This is a genomic window from Pseudomonas sp. 2hn (assembly GCF_019646095.1).
GTDB lineage: Bacteria > Pseudomonadota > Gammaproteobacteria > Pseudomonadales > Pseudomonadaceae > Aquipseudomonas > Aquipseudomonas peradeniyensis.
Genome location: NZ_CP081016.1, coordinates 4,612,178 through 4,626,571, shown reverse-complemented (window position 1 = coordinate 4,626,571; position 14,394 = coordinate 4,612,178). Strand labels below are relative to the sequence as shown.

The following is a 14,394-nucleotide window of genomic DNA, read 5'->3' as shown; positions in this document are numbered from 1 at the left end:
TCCTATGTCGCTAAATTTCCCGCTGTTGCTCGTCATCGCCGTCGCCGTCTGCGGTCTGCTGGGTCTGATCGACCTGCTGTTCCTGGCCCCGCGCCGGCGGGCGGCGATCGCCAACTACCAGGGCAGCGTCAGCCAGCCCGAAATGGCCGTGGTCGAACGCCTGAACAAGGAGCCCTTGCTGGTTGAATACGGCAAGTCGTTCTTCCCGGTGCTGTTCATCGTGCTGGTGCTGCGTTCGTTCCTGGTCGAGCCGTTCCAGATCCCGTCGGGGTCGATGAAGCCGACGCTGGAAGTGGGCGACTTCATCCTGGTGAACAAGTTCTCCTACGGCATTCGCCTGCCGGTGATCGACAAGAAGGTCATCGAGGTGGGCGATCCGCAACGCGGGGATGTGATGGTGTTCCGCTACCCAAGCGACCCCAACGTCAACTACATCAAGCGTGTGGTCGGCCTGCCGGGCGACGTGGTGCGCTACACCAGCGACAAGCGACTGTTCGTCAACGGCCAGTCGATCGCCGAGCAACTGGTCGGTAGCGAGCCGGGTACCCTGGGCAGCGCCGAGCTGTACAAGGAAAAACTCGGTGAAGCCGAGCACCTGATCCGCAAGGAAATGACCCGCTACCGCATGCCGCCGGACCAGCAATGGACCGTGCCGGCCGGTCATTACTTCATGATGGGCGACAACCGCGACAACTCCAACGACAGCCGCTTCTGGGATGACCCGAACATTCCCAAGGAGCTGCACGGCATGGTTCCGGACCACAATATCGTCGGCAAGGCGTTCGCGGTCTGGATGAGCTGGCCCGAGCCAAAGCTCAGCCACTTCCCGAACCTGTCGCGGGTCGGGCTGATCCATTGAGTAACGACGGCGCTGTCCACGGACAGCGCCGATTGCATTTCTGACATAGGCTGTGTTCTCAGGGAGCGAGAGCTTTCGCCGTTTCCGGCGACAGACCGCAGTCAAACCGTCTTTCAGGATGTTGATTTGAACAACGCGTTGAACATTGCACGGGTGGCCCCATGAGCGCTTCCCTGGCCCGCCTGGAGCGCAAGCTCGGCTACACCTTCAAGAACCAGGACCAGATGCTGCTGGCCCTGACCCATCGCAGCTACGCCGGGCGCAATAACGAGCGCCTGGAGTTCCTCGGCGATGCCATCCTCAACTTCGTGGTCGGCGAGGCGCTGTTCGAGCGCTTCCCGCAGGCCCGCGAAGGCCAGCTGTCGCGCCTGCGTGCCCGCCTGGTCAAGGGCGAGACCCTGGCCCGCCTGGCCCGTGGCTTCGACCTGGGCGAGTACCTGCGCCTGGGCTCGGGCGAACTCAAGAGCGGGGGCTTTCGTCGCGAGTCGATCCTCGCCGACGCCCTCGAGGCCCTGATCGGAGCCATCTACCAGGACGCCGACATGCAGACCGCCCGCGAGCGTATCCTGGCCTGGCTGACCGATGAATTCGACGGGCTGACCCTGGTCGACACCAACAAGGACCCCAAGACCCGCCTGCAGGAGTTCCTGCAGTCGCGTGCCTGCGAGCTGCCACGTTACGAAGTGGTGGACATCCAGGGCGAACCGCACTGCCGGACCTTCTTCGTCGAATGCGAAGTGGTCCTGCTGAACAAGAAAAGCCGCGGCCAGGGCGTGAGCCGGCGTATCGCCGAGCAGGTCGCCGCCGCCGCCGCATTGATCGCCCTGGGCGTGGAGAATGGCAATGACTGAGAACACTTCGACCCGCTGCGGCTACGTGGCCATTGTCGGTCGCCCGAACGTGGGCAAGTCCACGCTGCTCAACCATATCCTCGGGCAGAAGCTGGCAATCACCTCGCGCAAGCCGCAGACCACCCGTCACAACATGCTCGGCATCAAGACCGAGGGTGACGTGCAGGCGATCTATGTCGACACCCCTGGCATGCACAAGGCCAACGACAAGGCGCTGAACCGCTACATGAACCGCAACGCCTCGGCGGCCCTCAAGGACGTCGACGTGGTGATCTTCGTGGTCGACCGTACCAAGTGGACCGACGAGGACCAGCTTGTGCTGGAGAGGGTGCAGTACGTCACCGGCCCTCTGATCATTGCGGTCAACAAGACCGACCGCATGGAAGAGAAGGCCGAGCTGATCCCGCATCTGCAATGGCTGCAGGAGCAACTGCCGAACGCCGAAGTGATGCCGATCTCCGCGCAGCAGGGGCACAACCTCGAAGCGCTGGAAGCCCAGATCGCCAAGCACCTGCCGGAAAACGAGCACTTCTTCCCGGAAGACCAGATCACCGACCGCAGCAGCCGCTTCCTCGCCGCCGAACTGGTGCGCGAGAAGATCATGCGCCAGCTCGGTGCGGAGCTTCCGTACCAGATCACCGTGGAAATCGAGGAATTCAAGCAGCAGGGTCATGTGCTGCACATCCATGCGCTGATCCTGGTCGAGCGTGACGGGCAGAAGAAGATCATCATTGGCGACAAGGGCGAGCGTATCAAACGCATCGGTTCCGAGGCGCGCAAGGACATGGAAGTGCTGTTCGACTCCAAGGTCATGCTCAACCTCTGGGTGAAGGTCAAGGGTGGCTGGTCCGACGACGAGCGCGCCTTGCGTTCGCTGGGTTACGGCGACCTGTAAGCCTCAAACCCTGCTTTTGCTCCTGTGGGAGCGGGCTTGACCCGCGATGGCGATCGCGGGGCAAGCCCGCTCCCACAAGCATTTCTGGTATCGAGAGAGCCGAATGGACCAACCCACCCCCCAACCCGCCTACGTGCTGCACAGTCGCGCCTACAAGGAAACCAGTGCGCTGGTGGACTTCCTCACCCCCCAGGGGCGGGTGCGGGCGGTGCTGCGCCGGGCGCGGGGCAAGGGTGGCAGCCTGGTGCGGCCGTTCGTGCCGCTGGAAGTCGAACTGCGCGGGCGCGGCGAACTGAAGAACGTCGGTCGCCTGGACAGCATTGGCATCGCGGCCTGGCTGCACGGTGACGCGCTGTTCAGCGGGCTCTACCTCAACGAGCTGTTGATGCGCCTGCTGCCCGCCGAGGCGCCGCACCCGGCGTTGTTCGAGCACTACACCCTGACCTTGCAGGCCCTGGCCGCCGGACGTCCGCTGGAGCCGCTGCTGCGCTCCTTCGAATGGCGCCTGCTGGACGAACTGGGTTATGCCTTCGCTTTGGACCATGACGTCAACGACAGCGTCGTTGTCGCCGAGGGGCTGTATCGCCTGCAGGTGGACGCTGGCCTGGAGCGGGTCGAGCTGTTCCAGCCTGGGCTGTTCAAGGGCAGCGAGTTGCTGGCCCTGGCCCAGGCCGACTGGGACGCGCCCGGCGCCTTGCTCGCCGCCAAGCGCCTGATGCGCCAGGCCCTGGCGGTTCACCTGGGGCCCAGGCCGCTGGTCAGCCGGGAACTGTTTCGCAAGCGCTGAGCACGACGTATGCTGTGGGGCTCAATCTTCAGGAGAGCCCCTTCGTGACTCACAGCAACCGCATGCTTCTCGGCGTCAACATCGACCACGTGGCGACCCTGCGCCAGGCCCGGGGCACCCGCTATCCGGATCCGGTCAAGGCCGCCCTGGACGCCGAGGAAGCGGGTGCCGACGGCATCACCGTGCACCTGCGCGAAGACCGCCGGCATATCCAGGAGCGCGACGTGCTGCTGCTCAAGGATGTGCTGCAGACCCGCATGAACTTCGAGATGGGCGTCACCGAAGAGATGATGGCCTTCGCCGAGAAGATCCGCCCGGCGCATATCTGCCTGGTACCGGAAACCCGCCAGGAACTGACCACCGAAGGCGGCCTCGATGTGGCCGGCCAGGAGGCACGGATCAAGGCGGCGGTCGAGCGCCTGTCGCGCACCGGCGCTGAAGTATCGCTGTTCATCGATGCCGACGAGCGGCAGATCGAGGCCTCACGTCGCGTCGGCGCACCGGCCATCGAACTGCACACGGGGCGCTACGCTGACGCCGAGACGCCGACCGAGGTGGCCGAGGAGCTCAAGCGTATTGTCGATGGCGTGGCATTTGGTGTTGGCCAGGGGCTGATCGTCAACGCCGGCCATGGCTTGCACTACCACAACGTCGAGGCCGTGGCCGCGATCAAGGGCATCAACGAACTGAACATCGGCCATGCGCTGGTGGCCCATGCGCTGTTCGTCGGCTTCAAGGCGGCGGTAGCAGAGATGAAGGCACTGATCGTCGCCGCTTCGCGCTGACCAGCGCTCTTCAGTACCGGCCCTTTCGCGGGTGAACCCGCTCCCACAGGTAATGGGCAAGCCCAAGGGCTGTTGAGATCCCTGTGGGAGCGGGTTTACCCGCGAAGAGGCCGGCGCTGGCGGTGGATCACTCGGCCTGGAAGACCAGGGTGAAGCGAGTCGGGCCCGCTGGTTGGCTTTGAACCTCCACTCGCCCCCCATGCAGCTGCATGATCGACTTGACGATCGCCAGCCCCAACCCCGTCCCGCCTTCCAATCGCGAACGCCCGGCCCCGGCCCTGTAGAACCGCTCGAACAGGTGTGGCAAGTATGTCTCGCCAATCCCCGGCCCGCGATTTTCCACCCACACGCCGATCTGGTCGCCGATTCGCTCGATGCCCACGGCCACTGGCTGACCTTCAGGGCCATGGCGAATCGCATTGCTGAGCAGGTTCGACAGCGCCCGCTGGAACATCAGCTTGTCCGCCATCGCGGTACCCCAGCCTTGCAGGTGCAGGGAGATGCCCTTGAGTTCGGCGCTGAAGGTGAACAGCTCGCTCACCCGCGCCACTTCGTCCGCCAGCGCCACGGGAACCAGGGCCACCTGGGTCTGTGGCTGGCTGACCTGGGCCAGGAACAGCATGTCGTTGATGATGCGGTTGAGCCGAGTCAGCTCCTCTACGCTGTCCTCCAGGGCTTCGCGGTACTTGTCGCCGTCACGCCCGCGGGCCAGGGTCACCTGGGCCTTGCCCATCAGGTTGCCGATGGGCGTGCGCAGTTCGTGGGCCAGATCATCGGAGAACTGCGACAGCTGGCGCACGCCCTGGTCGAGCCGGTCGAGCATGACGTTGATGGCGCGGGCCAGGTCGGCCAGTTCGACGGGCAGGCCCTCATCCGGCAGGCGATGCGCCAGGTCCTGGGTCGAGACTTGCCCGGCGATCCGGCGAAAATGCCGCAGCGGACGCAGGCCACGCTGCACCAGCTTCCACGCGGCGATGCCGATCAGCACCAGCAGCAGCGGCAGGGCCAGCAGGGTCGAGTTCAGGTAGGCCTGCAACAGGCTGTTGTCGTCGCTGCGGTTGAGCGACATCAGCACCTTGACCGGGGTGTCGTCGCGCAGGCGCATCAGACGGCTGGCCGTGAGGATCTGATTACCATCATCGTCGCGCCAGGTATGGAAGGTCAGCTGGTTGTCGGCCTCCTGGTTCAACAGGTGCTGCGACTGCAGCGCCGGCCCCAGGCTGAGCAGGGCGGGGTGGCGGCCGTTGACGGCCAGCACGCTGAGGCTGAGGTTGTCGTGGCCCATGACCAGGTCGAGCAGGGGGTGGGCGCGGGCGCCGAGGTCGTCGCTGCGCAGATCGACGCGCAGGTTGTGTTCGACCTGCTGCATCTTGCGCGCCAGGTCCTTGCGCGCCCGGCTGTCCAGCTCATGATCGAGGGCGAATACCGCCAGGCACGCCAGCAGCAAGACCAGCGCCGCCCCCAGCAAGGTGACGGTCAGGCCCAGGCGCAGCGACAGGCTGGGGCGCTTCACGTCCGCGCCTCGAGCACGTAGCCGACGCCGCGCAGGGTGTGGATCAGCTTGTCCTCGAACGGGTCGTCGATCTTTGCCCGCAAGCGGCGGATCGACACTTCCACCACGTTGGTGTCGCAATCGAAGTTCATGTCCCACACCAGCGAGATGATCTGTGTACGCGACAGCACCTCGCCGCTCTGGCGCATCAGCAGGTGCAGCAGGGCGAACTCCTTGGCGGTCAGGTCGATGCGCTGGCCGCCGCGCCAGGCGCGGTGGCGGCCGGGGTCAAGCTCAAGGTCGGCGACTTTCAGCGTGCTCGGCTGCAGGTGCTGGTCGTTGCGTCGCAACAGGCTGCGGATACGCGCCAGCAGTTCGGGAAACTCGAAGGGCTTGAGCAGGTAGTCGTCGGCGCCCAGGTCCAGCCCCTTGACCCGGTCGGCCAGACGGCCATGGGCGGTGAGCATCATGATTCGCGTCGAAGACTCGGCGCGCAGGCGCTGCAGCACGCCCCAGCCATCGAGCCCGGGCAGGTTGACGTCGAGGATTACCAGGTCGTACGCCTGCTGGCGGGCCAGGTGCAGGCCGTCGGTGCCGGTGTGGGCGCAGTCGACCACGTAGCCGTTCTCGCGCAGGCCCTGTTGCAGGTAGTCGGCGGTGCGGGGTTCGTCCTCGATGATCAGTAGGCGCATGGTCGGGCTCTGTGTGGAAAGGGGGCGATTCTCGACCCTGTAGTGACATCAGGGTCAAGCGGCGAGGATGTTACTGGATGCGAATGGGCAAGCGGCGGGAATAACGGATTTGTAATACGCGGGTCATGTGCCTGACAGGGCCGTCGCCATCATGGGGCAAGCCCACTCCGAGAAAGCCAGCAGGATCCCGTGGGAACGGGCTTGCCCCGCGATGCGGCTCTCTTGCAAGACTGTAATGTCCGCCTCACCTTGGCGTTAGCTGCCGCTTGCGATGATGGCCCTGTCGAAACGGTTATCACGAGGCAAGCACGATGAACCTGACCAAGTACCTGCTGCTGGCGATTCTCGCCCTGGGCAGCACCAGCGTTTTCGCCGAAGGCGGCGCGGAGCGTTCGAAGCAATTCTGGCAAGCGTTCCGCGACGACCAGGCGCGCCTGTACGGCGACAAGCAGCAGGCGCTGGCCGAGCGCGAGCGCAAGGCCGAGGAAAAGGCCCGCGAACTGGCCGAGGACTGAGTACCACACACCTGCGCCGCGACAGCTCCTCGCCGCTGGTGAACCTGGGCGCCCGAATGGGCGCCTTTTTTATTTGCGTGCCAGCAATGTGGCGCGGCGCGGGGCCGGCAGGCCCTCGACGGTCTTGCCGTGGTCGTTCGGGTCGAGGAAGTCGCCCAGCGACTGGTAGCGCATCCACTCGGTGCTGCGCTGCTCCTCGACGCTGGTGACACTGACATCGACGCAGCGCACATCACTGAAGCCGGCGCGGCGCAACCAGAGCTCCAGGGCCGGCACCGACGGCAGGAACCAGACGTTGCGCATCTGCGCGTAGCGGTCCTCGGGTACCAGCACCTGGTTTTCGTCACCCTCGATCACCAGGGTTTCCAGCACCAGTTCACCGCCCTTGACCAGGCAGTCCTTGAGCGCCAGCAGGTGCTCGATGGGCGAGCGGCGGTGGTAGAACACGCCCATGGAGAACACGGTGTCGAAGCCTTCGAGGTTGGCCGGCAGCTCTTCGAGGGCGAATGGCAGGTGCCAGGCCGGCAGTTCAGGCAGGTACTGCTGCACGGCCTGGAACTGGCAGAAGAACAGCCAGTTGGGGTCGACGCCGATGACCATGTCGGCGCCGGCGCCGAGCATGCGCCATTGGTAATAGCCATTGCCGCAGCCCACGTCGAGCACGCGCTTGCCCTTGAGGTCCAGGTGCGGGCCGACTCGCGACCATTTCCAGTCCGAGCGCCACTCGGTGTCGACATGCACGCCGAACAGGTCGAACGGGCCCTTGCGCCAGGGTGACAGGCCCATCAGTGCCTGACGCATCTGCGCCCGGGTGGCGTCGTCGCAGTCGCAGTCCAGGCGCAGGCCGTCGACCAGGTCGATTTCGCTGGGGGTCAGCCGCGGCAGTGCCTCGAGGGCGCCGCGCCAGCGGTCGAGGTCGCCGTGGCCCTTCTCCAGCTTGGCTTCGAGTTGCGCCTGCAGGCCGTGGGACCAGGTGGCAAGGGGCGTGCCCGCCAGGCGGCGGACAAGGGGGGACAGATCGATCATGGCAGGGCTATCAGCGAGGCGAAGTTGAGGCATTGGAACCAGGGCACGACCTTGGAGAAGCCGGCGGCGCGCAGGCGCTGCTCATGGGTTTCCAGGGTGTCGGGCTTCATCACGTTCTCGATGGCGCTGCGTTTCTGGGCGATTTCCAGTTCGCTGTAGCCATTGGCACGTTTGAAGTCCAGGTGCAGTTCGTTGAGCAGGTCCTGCTCCTGCGCGTCGGTGAAGCGCAGTTTTTCCGAGAGGATCAGCGCACCGCCCGGCAACAGGGCCTGGCGGATGCGGCCCAGCAGCTCCAGGCGCTGCTCGGGGGCGACGAACTGCAGGGTGAAGTTCATCGCCACCACCGAGGCGGGCTCGAAGGGCAGGGCGAGGATGTCGGCCTCCAGCACCTGCACCGGCAGCAACTCCTGGAACATCGAGTCCTGGGCGGTGAGGTACTGGCGGCAGCGCTCGACCATGGCCGCGGAATTGTCCACCGCGATGACCCGGCAGCCGTCCGTGCGCACATGGCGACGCAGCGCCTGGGTCACCGCGCCCAGCGAGGCGCCGAGGTCATACAGCGCGGAGTTCGGCTGGGCGAAGCGCGCGGCCAGCACGCCGAGGTTCTCGACAATGGTCGGGTAACCGGGCACCGAGCGCTTGATCATGTCCGGGAACACCTGCACCACGTCTTCGTTGAAGACGAAGTCGGGCACCTGCTCCAGGGGTTGGGCGAAAAGGCGGTCGGGTTGTTTGCTCACGGGTGGGTCCAGGCGGCTGGCAATCTACAGGGGCGGCATTCTAGCCAAACCACGGCAAGCTTGCATGACTCACTGACCGGCGCCGTCCGCTCACTTCACCCGGATGGCGCAATCGAAGGTCTGCACCGGCCGCACTTCAGGGGCCCAGGGCTGCTGGTAGACCAGGATCAGGTGACCCTCGCCTGCGGCCTTGGCCTGGAAGCGCCAGGAAGAAAGCCCGCCGCTGCCGACGATGCCGGCCTGTTCCGGGGAGCTGTACACCTCGGGGCCGAGGCTGCGCAGGATCTCCGGCGCCGGGTTCTGCAGCAGCCAGCGGTAGCCGGTGGTGGGGTTGCTGGGCAGGGTGAGGGTCATGGTCTGGCCGACGACCAGGCGCGTGGGGCACTCGCTTTCGCCGTCCAGTTCGACGGTGCGTTGCGGTTGCTGGGCGCAGGCGGTGAGCAGGGCCAGGCCCAGGGGAACGAGCAGACGAGGGGCGGACATGGTGGCTCCTGAGGCTGAAGTTGCCTGAGGATAACCGAAGCAGATGGAAGTTTGTGATGGCAGTGTTGGCGTCTCATTGCCATGCACGAGCCCTGTAGGAGCGGCCTTGCGTCGCGAAAGGGGTGCGAAGCACCCCCAGGGTCTCTGGCCTACTTTGAAATAGCCGGGGCCGCTGTGCGGCCCTATCGCGACACAAGGCCGCTCCTACAGTGGCCCGGCTGGGCGTTCAGAACAGCACTTTCGCCACGTCGGCAAAGCGCTTGGCGAAATGCACGGTCAAGCCGTCCTTCAGGTACTCCGGCAACTCCTCGAAATCGCCGCGGTTGGCCTCCGGCAGGATCAGTTCGAAGATCTTCTGCCGGCGCGCCGCGATCACCTTCTCGCGCACCCCGCCGATCGGCAGTACCTGGCCGGTCAGGGTCAGTTCGCCGGTCATCGCCACGCCTTTCTTCGGCGCCTGGTCCCGGGCCAGCGACAGCAGGGCGCTGGCCATGGTCACGCCGGCGCTGGGGCCATCCTTGGGCGTCGCGCCTTCAGGGACATGCAGGTGGATGAAGGCCTCGTCGAAATAGCCGGGCGTGCCGCCGAACTGCTTGAGGTTCGAGCTGACATAGCTGTAGGCGATTTCCGCCGATTCCTTCATCACATCACCCAGCTTGCCGGTGAGCTTGAGGCCGCGGCCGAGGGTGTGGATGCGCGTGGCCTCGATCGGCAGGGTGGCGCCGCCCATGCTGGTCCAGGCAAGACCTGTGATCACGCCCTTGCCGGCCAGTACCTGCTCGCTGCGAAACACCGGCATGCCCAGGGCGGGCTCGAGGTCCTTGGTGCCGATCTTGAGCTTGGCCTGCGGATCCTCCAGCAGCTTGACCACCGACTTGCGCACCAGCTTGCCCAGCTGTTTCTCCAGCTGGCGCACACCGGCTTCGCGGGCATAACCTTCGATCACCGCGCGCAGCGCGGCGTCGTTGATGCTCAGGCTGGCCTTGGCCACGCCGGCCTTGTCCAGCTGCTTGGGCCACAGGTGGCGCTTGGCGATGGCGAGCTTTTCCTCGGTGATGTAGCCGGACAGGCGGATCACTTCCATGCGGTCGAGCAACGGGCCGGGGATCGAGTCGAGGGTGTTGGCGGTGCAGACGAACAGCACCTTGGACAGGTCCAGGCGCAGGTCCAGGTAATGGTCGAGGAAGTCGACGTTCTGCTCGGGGTCGAGGGTCTCCAGCAGTGCCGAGGCCGGGTCGCCCTGGTAGCTCTGGCCCATCTTGTCGATCTCGTCGAGCATGATCACCGGGTTCATCACCTCGACTTCCTTCAGCGCCTGCACCAGCTTGCCCGGCTGTGCGCCGATGTAGGTGCGGCGGTGGCCCTTGATCTCGGCCTCGTCGCGCATGCCGCCGACACTGAAGCGGTAGAACGGCCGGCCCAGGGATTCGGCGATGGACTTGCCGATGCTGGTCTTGCCCACGCCCGGCGGACCCACCAGCAGCACGATGGAGCCACTGATCTCACCTTTCCAGGCGCCCACGGCGAGGAACTCGAGGATGCGCTCCTTGATGTCGTCCAGGCCCGCGTGGTGACGGTCGAGTACCTTGCGCGCGTGCTTGAGGTCGAGCTTGTCCTTGCCGTACACGCCCCAAGGCAGGGCCGTGGCCCATTCCAGGTAGTTGCGGGTGACGGCGTACTCCGGCGAGCCGGTTTCGAGGATGGCCAGCTTGCCCATCTCCTCGTCGATGCGTTTTTTCGCCTGGTCAGGCAGGGTCTTGCCCTCCAGGCGCTGCTGGAACTGCTCCAGGTCGGCGCTGCGGTCGTCCTTGGTCAGGCCCAGCTCCTGCTGGATGACCTTGAGCTGTTCCTTGAGGAAGAACTCGCGCTGGTGCTCGCCGATCTGCCGGTTTACCTCGGCGGATATCTCGTTCTGCAGCCGGGCCACCTCGACTTCCTTGCGCAGCATCGGCAGGACCTTTTCCATGCGCTTGAGCATGGGCACGCAGTCGAGCACTTCCTGCAGCTGGTTGCCGGTGGCCGAGGTGAGGGCGGCGGCGAAGTCGGTCAGCGGTGACGGGTCGTTGGGGCTGAAGCGGTTGAGGTAGTTCTTCAGCTCTTCGCTGTACAGTGGGTTGAGCGGCAGCAGTTCCTTGATCGCGTTGATCAGGGCCATGCCGTAGGCCTTGACCTCGTCGGTGGGTTCCGCCGGCTGGCGTGGGTAGTCGACTTCCACCAGGTAGGGCGGACGATGGTGCTTGAGCCAGGTGCGGATGCGCACCCGGGTCAGGCCCTGGGCGACGAACTGCAGCTTGCCGCCTTCGCGGCTGGCGTGGTGCACCTTCACCAGGGTGCCGTACTCGGGCAGGGCCTTGGTGTCGAAGTGGCGGTGGTCTTCCGGCGGGGTGTCCATGAAGAACAGCGCCAGGGAGTGGTGCGGGGTCTTGGCGACCAGGTCGAGGGTTTCGGCCCAGGGTTCTTCGTTGACGATCACCGGCAGCACTTGCGCGGGGAAGAACGGGCGGTTGTGGATCGGGATTACGTAGACCTTGTCCGGCAGCTGCTGGCCGGGCAGGGCGAGGTGGTGGCCGGGGGCGGCCGAGGGATCGAGGTGTTCGACTTCGCTGTGTTCGTCGGGATGTTCCGGGAAATCCTGCTGGTCGCTCATGGGGCACCTGCGTGAATGGCTATGGTGCTTAGATGGGGCAGGGGAGGATGGGTTTCAATGGTAGACGAACGGGGTGAAACCATCGCGGGGCAAGTCGGGGCGCCGAACCGCCGCTCCCACGAGCCCCATACAGGCTGCGTGGGAGCGGCGGTTCGGCGCCTCGACTTGCCCCGCGATGAGGCTTACTCGGCCAGTTTGTAAGCGATGATGTAATCACCCATGCGGGTGCCCAGCGAGCCATGGCCGCCGGCGGTCACCAGCACGTACTGCTTGCCGTCCTTGCCGGTGTAGGTCATCGGCGTGGCCTGGCCGCCTGCCGGCAGGCGGCCCTTCCACAGCTCCTGGCCGTTCTTCACGTCATAGGCGCGCAGGTACTGGTCCAGGGTGCCGCTGAGGAAGCCCACGCCACCGGCGGTGACAATCGAGCCACCCATGCTCGGCACGCCCACCGGCATGCCGATCGGCACCGGGGTGCTGTCGCGGGTGGTGCCGTTCTTGTGCTTCCACACTACCTTGTTGGTGAACAGGTCGATGGCCGCCACATAGCCCCAGGCTGGCGCCTGGCACGGGATACCGAGCGGCGACATGAACGGGTGCATGGTCACCGCGTACGGCGCGCCGGCGTTCGGCTGCACGCCGCTGGTCTCGCTTTCGCGCTTGCTGCCTTCGGCCACCTGCTCGCGCGGGATCATCTTCGACACGAAGGCCATGTAGTTCGGCGAGGTGAAGAGGATCTGGCGCACCGGGTCGACCGACACGCTGCCCCAGTTGAACACGCCGACGTTGCCCGGGTAGACCAGGCTGCCCTGCTCGGACGGCGGGGTGTACTGGCCTTCGTAGCGCAGGCTGCGGAACTGGATGCGGCAGAGCATCTGGTCGAACGGCGTGGCGCCCCACATGGCCTGTTCGGTCAGCTCGGGGCCGAGCAGGTTGAGGTCGGAGCGGGCCTGGGTCGGCGCGGTGTGGTCGCCTTTCACGGCGCCCTGCGGTACCGGGATCTCGCGAATCGGCACGATCGGCGTGCCGTCGCGGCGGTCGAGCACGTACAGGCTGCCTTGCTTGGTCGGCACGATGACCGCCGGCTTGACGCCGTCATCGGTCTTCAGGTGAACCAGGGTCGGCTGGCTGCCGACGTCCATGTCCCACAGGTCGTGGTGGGTGAACTGGTAGTTCCAGCGCGCCTTGCCGGTGGCCAGGTCCAGGGCGACGATGCCGGCGCTGTACTTCTCCGCGCCCGGGGTACGGTCGGCGCCCCACTGGTCGGGGGTCTGGTTGCCCAGCGGCAGGTAGATCATGCCGAGGTCTTCATCGACGCTGGCGATCGACCACATGTTGGCCGAGTTGCGGCTGTAGAACTTGCCGTCGGCCAGGGGCTTGGTGTCGTCCGGGTTGTTGCTGTCCCAGTTCCACACCAGGTGGCCGTCGTGCACGTCGTAGGCGCGGATCACGCCGGACGGCTCGTTGGTCGATTCGTTGTCGGTGACGTGGCCACCGATGATCACCAGGCTGCGGGTGATCGCCGCCGGCGAGGTGGAGTAGTAGCCACCGGCGGTGAACGGGCCGATACCGCGGGTCAGGTCGATCACGCCCTGGTTGGCGAAGCCTTCGCAGACCTTGCCGGTGTCGGCGTTGATGGCGATCAGGCGGGCATCGGCGGTGGGCAGGTAAAGACGGCGCGGGCAGGCCTGGGCCACGGCCTGGCCTGCGTCGGTGATCTTCGGCGCGGGGCTGCCGTCACGGCTGACGTAGCTGTTCTCGTCATAGTACGAGACGCCGCGGCAGGTCATGTGGGCGAAGCCCTTGAAGGTGCCGGTGGGGCTCTTGACCTGTGGGTCGTAGCGCCAGATCTCGGCGCCGGTGTCCGGGTCCAGGGCCAGCAGGCGGCTGTGGGCGGTGCAGGCATAGAGCATGCCGTTGACCTTCAGCGGGGTGTTCTGGTTGGTCAGCTCCACTGGGTCGTTTTCAGTCGGCAGGTCGCCGGTGCGGATGCGCCAGGCCTCTTCCAGGCGGTAGGCGTTCTGCGGGGTGATCTGGCGCAGCGGCGAGTAGCGGTCGCCGTGCTCGGTGCGGCCGTAGGCCTGCCATTCACCGTCCGGCATGGCCGGGGCGGCGCTGCCCATCTCGCTGTTGTCGCGGGTGAACTCGCCACGGATCTCGCCCGGGTGGGTGAACTGGCTGGCCACGGCGGTGGCGCCGGAGGCGACCACGGCGACGCTGAGCAGGGCGGTGTTGACCTTCGACGCCGGGCCGACCAGCGGGCGGCGCGCCCACGGCAGCAGCAGGACCACGCCGATGGCGAACCAGATGGCCAGGCGTGGCACCAGCTGCCACCAGTCCAGGCCGACTTCCAGCAGCGCCCAGGCGGTGCTGCCCAGCAGCACCAGGCCATACAGGCCCAGGGCGATACGGCGCTTGGCCAGCAGCAGGATGCCGGACAGGGCGAAGCCGATACCGGCAATCAGGTAGTAAAGCGAGCCACCCAACTGGCTCAGCTTGATGCCGCCGGCCAGCAGGGCCAGGCCCATCAGCAGCAGCAATACGCCCATCAGGCGCGGTAGCCAGCGGGTTCCATTCTTGGCACCGTCAGTGCTCATCGTCTGTTCTCCGTAGTGTGAAAGGGTC

At 65.9% G+C, this 14,394-nt stretch carries 13 protein-coding genes; 6 read left to right on the top strand and 7 right to left on the bottom strand.

Annotated features, from left to right (window positions below; translation table 11 throughout):
• The first annotated feature begins 4 nt into the window (after positions 1-4).
• From lepB to pdxJ, 5 genes are all read left to right on the top strand, one after another.
• Entirely contained in the window at positions 5-859 is an 855-nt protein-coding gene (lepB, locus tag K2O50_RS20920; protein ID WP_028690124.1) for a signal peptidase I, read from the top strand.
• Between the two features lie 161 nt (positions 860-1,020).
• Entirely contained in the window at positions 1,021-1,710 is a 690-nt protein-coding gene (rnc, locus tag K2O50_RS20915) for a ribonuclease III (protein WP_028690123.1), read from the top strand.
• Positions 1,703-2,605, top strand: coding sequence for a GTPase Era (gene era / locus K2O50_RS20910; protein WP_028690122.1), 903 nt, complete (start codon positions 1,703-1,705; stop codon positions 2,603-2,605). The genes rnc and era overlap by 8 nt, the downstream gene beginning before the upstream one ends.
• A gap of 103 nt (positions 2,606-2,708) precedes the next feature.
• Positions 2,709-3,392, top strand: a complete 684-nt coding sequence (recO, locus tag K2O50_RS20905) for a DNA repair protein RecO (RefSeq protein WP_050703988.1) — start codon at positions 2,709-2,711, stop codon at positions 3,390-3,392.
• Between the two features lie 62 nt (positions 3,393-3,454).
• Complete coding sequence (pdxJ, locus tag K2O50_RS20900) at positions 3,455-4,177, top strand: pyridoxine 5'-phosphate synthase (protein WP_189656959.1); 723 nt, start codon at positions 3,455-3,457, stop codon at positions 4,175-4,177.
• A 127-nt stretch (positions 4,178-4,304) separates the two neighbouring features.
• On the opposite strand, the gene K2O50_RS20895 is transcribed toward pdxJ, so the two are convergent.
• Positions 4,305-5,690 carry a heavy metal sensor histidine kinase gene (locus K2O50_RS20895; protein ID WP_050703989.1) on the bottom strand — a complete coding sequence of 462 codons (1,386 nt, stop codon included), beginning with the start codon at positions 5,688-5,690 and terminating at the stop codon, positions 4,305-4,307.
• Complete coding sequence (locus K2O50_RS20890) at positions 5,687-6,361, bottom strand: heavy metal response regulator transcription factor (RefSeq protein WP_050703990.1); 675 nt, start codon at positions 6,359-6,361, stop codon at positions 5,687-5,689. The genes K2O50_RS20895 and K2O50_RS20890 overlap by 4 nt, the downstream gene beginning before the upstream one ends.
• A 311-nt stretch (positions 6,362-6,672) precedes the next feature.
• Here K2O50_RS20890 and K2O50_RS20885 point away from each other — a divergent pair, with 311 nt between their 5' ends.
• Positions 6,673-6,876 (top strand): hypothetical protein, encoded by a 204-nt coding sequence (locus K2O50_RS20885; protein ID WP_050703991.1) that lies wholly within the window; start codon positions 6,673-6,675, stop codon positions 6,874-6,876.
• Between the two features lie 69 nt (positions 6,877-6,945).
• Here K2O50_RS20885 and cmoB read toward each other — a convergent pair whose 3' ends face one another.
• From cmoB to K2O50_RS20860, 5 genes are all read right to left on the bottom strand, one after another.
• Complete coding sequence (gene cmoB, locus K2O50_RS20880) at positions 6,946-7,902, bottom strand: tRNA 5-methoxyuridine(34)/uridine 5-oxyacetic acid(34) synthase CmoB (protein ID WP_050703992.1); 957 nt, start codon at positions 7,900-7,902, stop codon at positions 6,946-6,948.
• Positions 7,899-8,642 carry a carboxy-S-adenosyl-L-methionine synthase CmoA gene (gene cmoA / locus K2O50_RS20875; protein WP_050703993.1) on the bottom strand — a complete coding sequence of 248 codons (744 nt, stop codon included), beginning with the start codon at positions 8,640-8,642 and terminating at the stop codon, positions 7,899-7,901. Before cmoA ends, cmoB begins: the two co-directional genes overlap by 4 nt.
• A gap of 90 nt (positions 8,643-8,732) precedes the next feature.
• A complete protein-coding gene (locus tag K2O50_RS20870) occupies positions 8,733-9,125 on the bottom strand; it encodes a protease inhibitor I42 family protein (RefSeq protein WP_050703994.1) in 393 nt (130 codons plus the stop codon).
• A gap of 226 nt (positions 9,126-9,351) precedes the next feature.
• A complete protein-coding gene (gene lon / locus K2O50_RS20865; protein WP_050703995.1) occupies positions 9,352-11,772 on the bottom strand; it encodes an endopeptidase La in 2,421 nt (806 codons plus the stop codon).
• Positions 11,773-11,954: 182 nt separating this feature from the next.
• Complete coding sequence (locus K2O50_RS20860; protein ID WP_050703998.1) at positions 11,955-14,366, bottom strand: glucose/quinate/shikimate family membrane-bound PQQ-dependent dehydrogenase; 2,412 nt, start codon at positions 14,364-14,366, stop codon at positions 11,955-11,957.
• Positions 14,367-14,394: the final 28 nt, after the last annotated feature.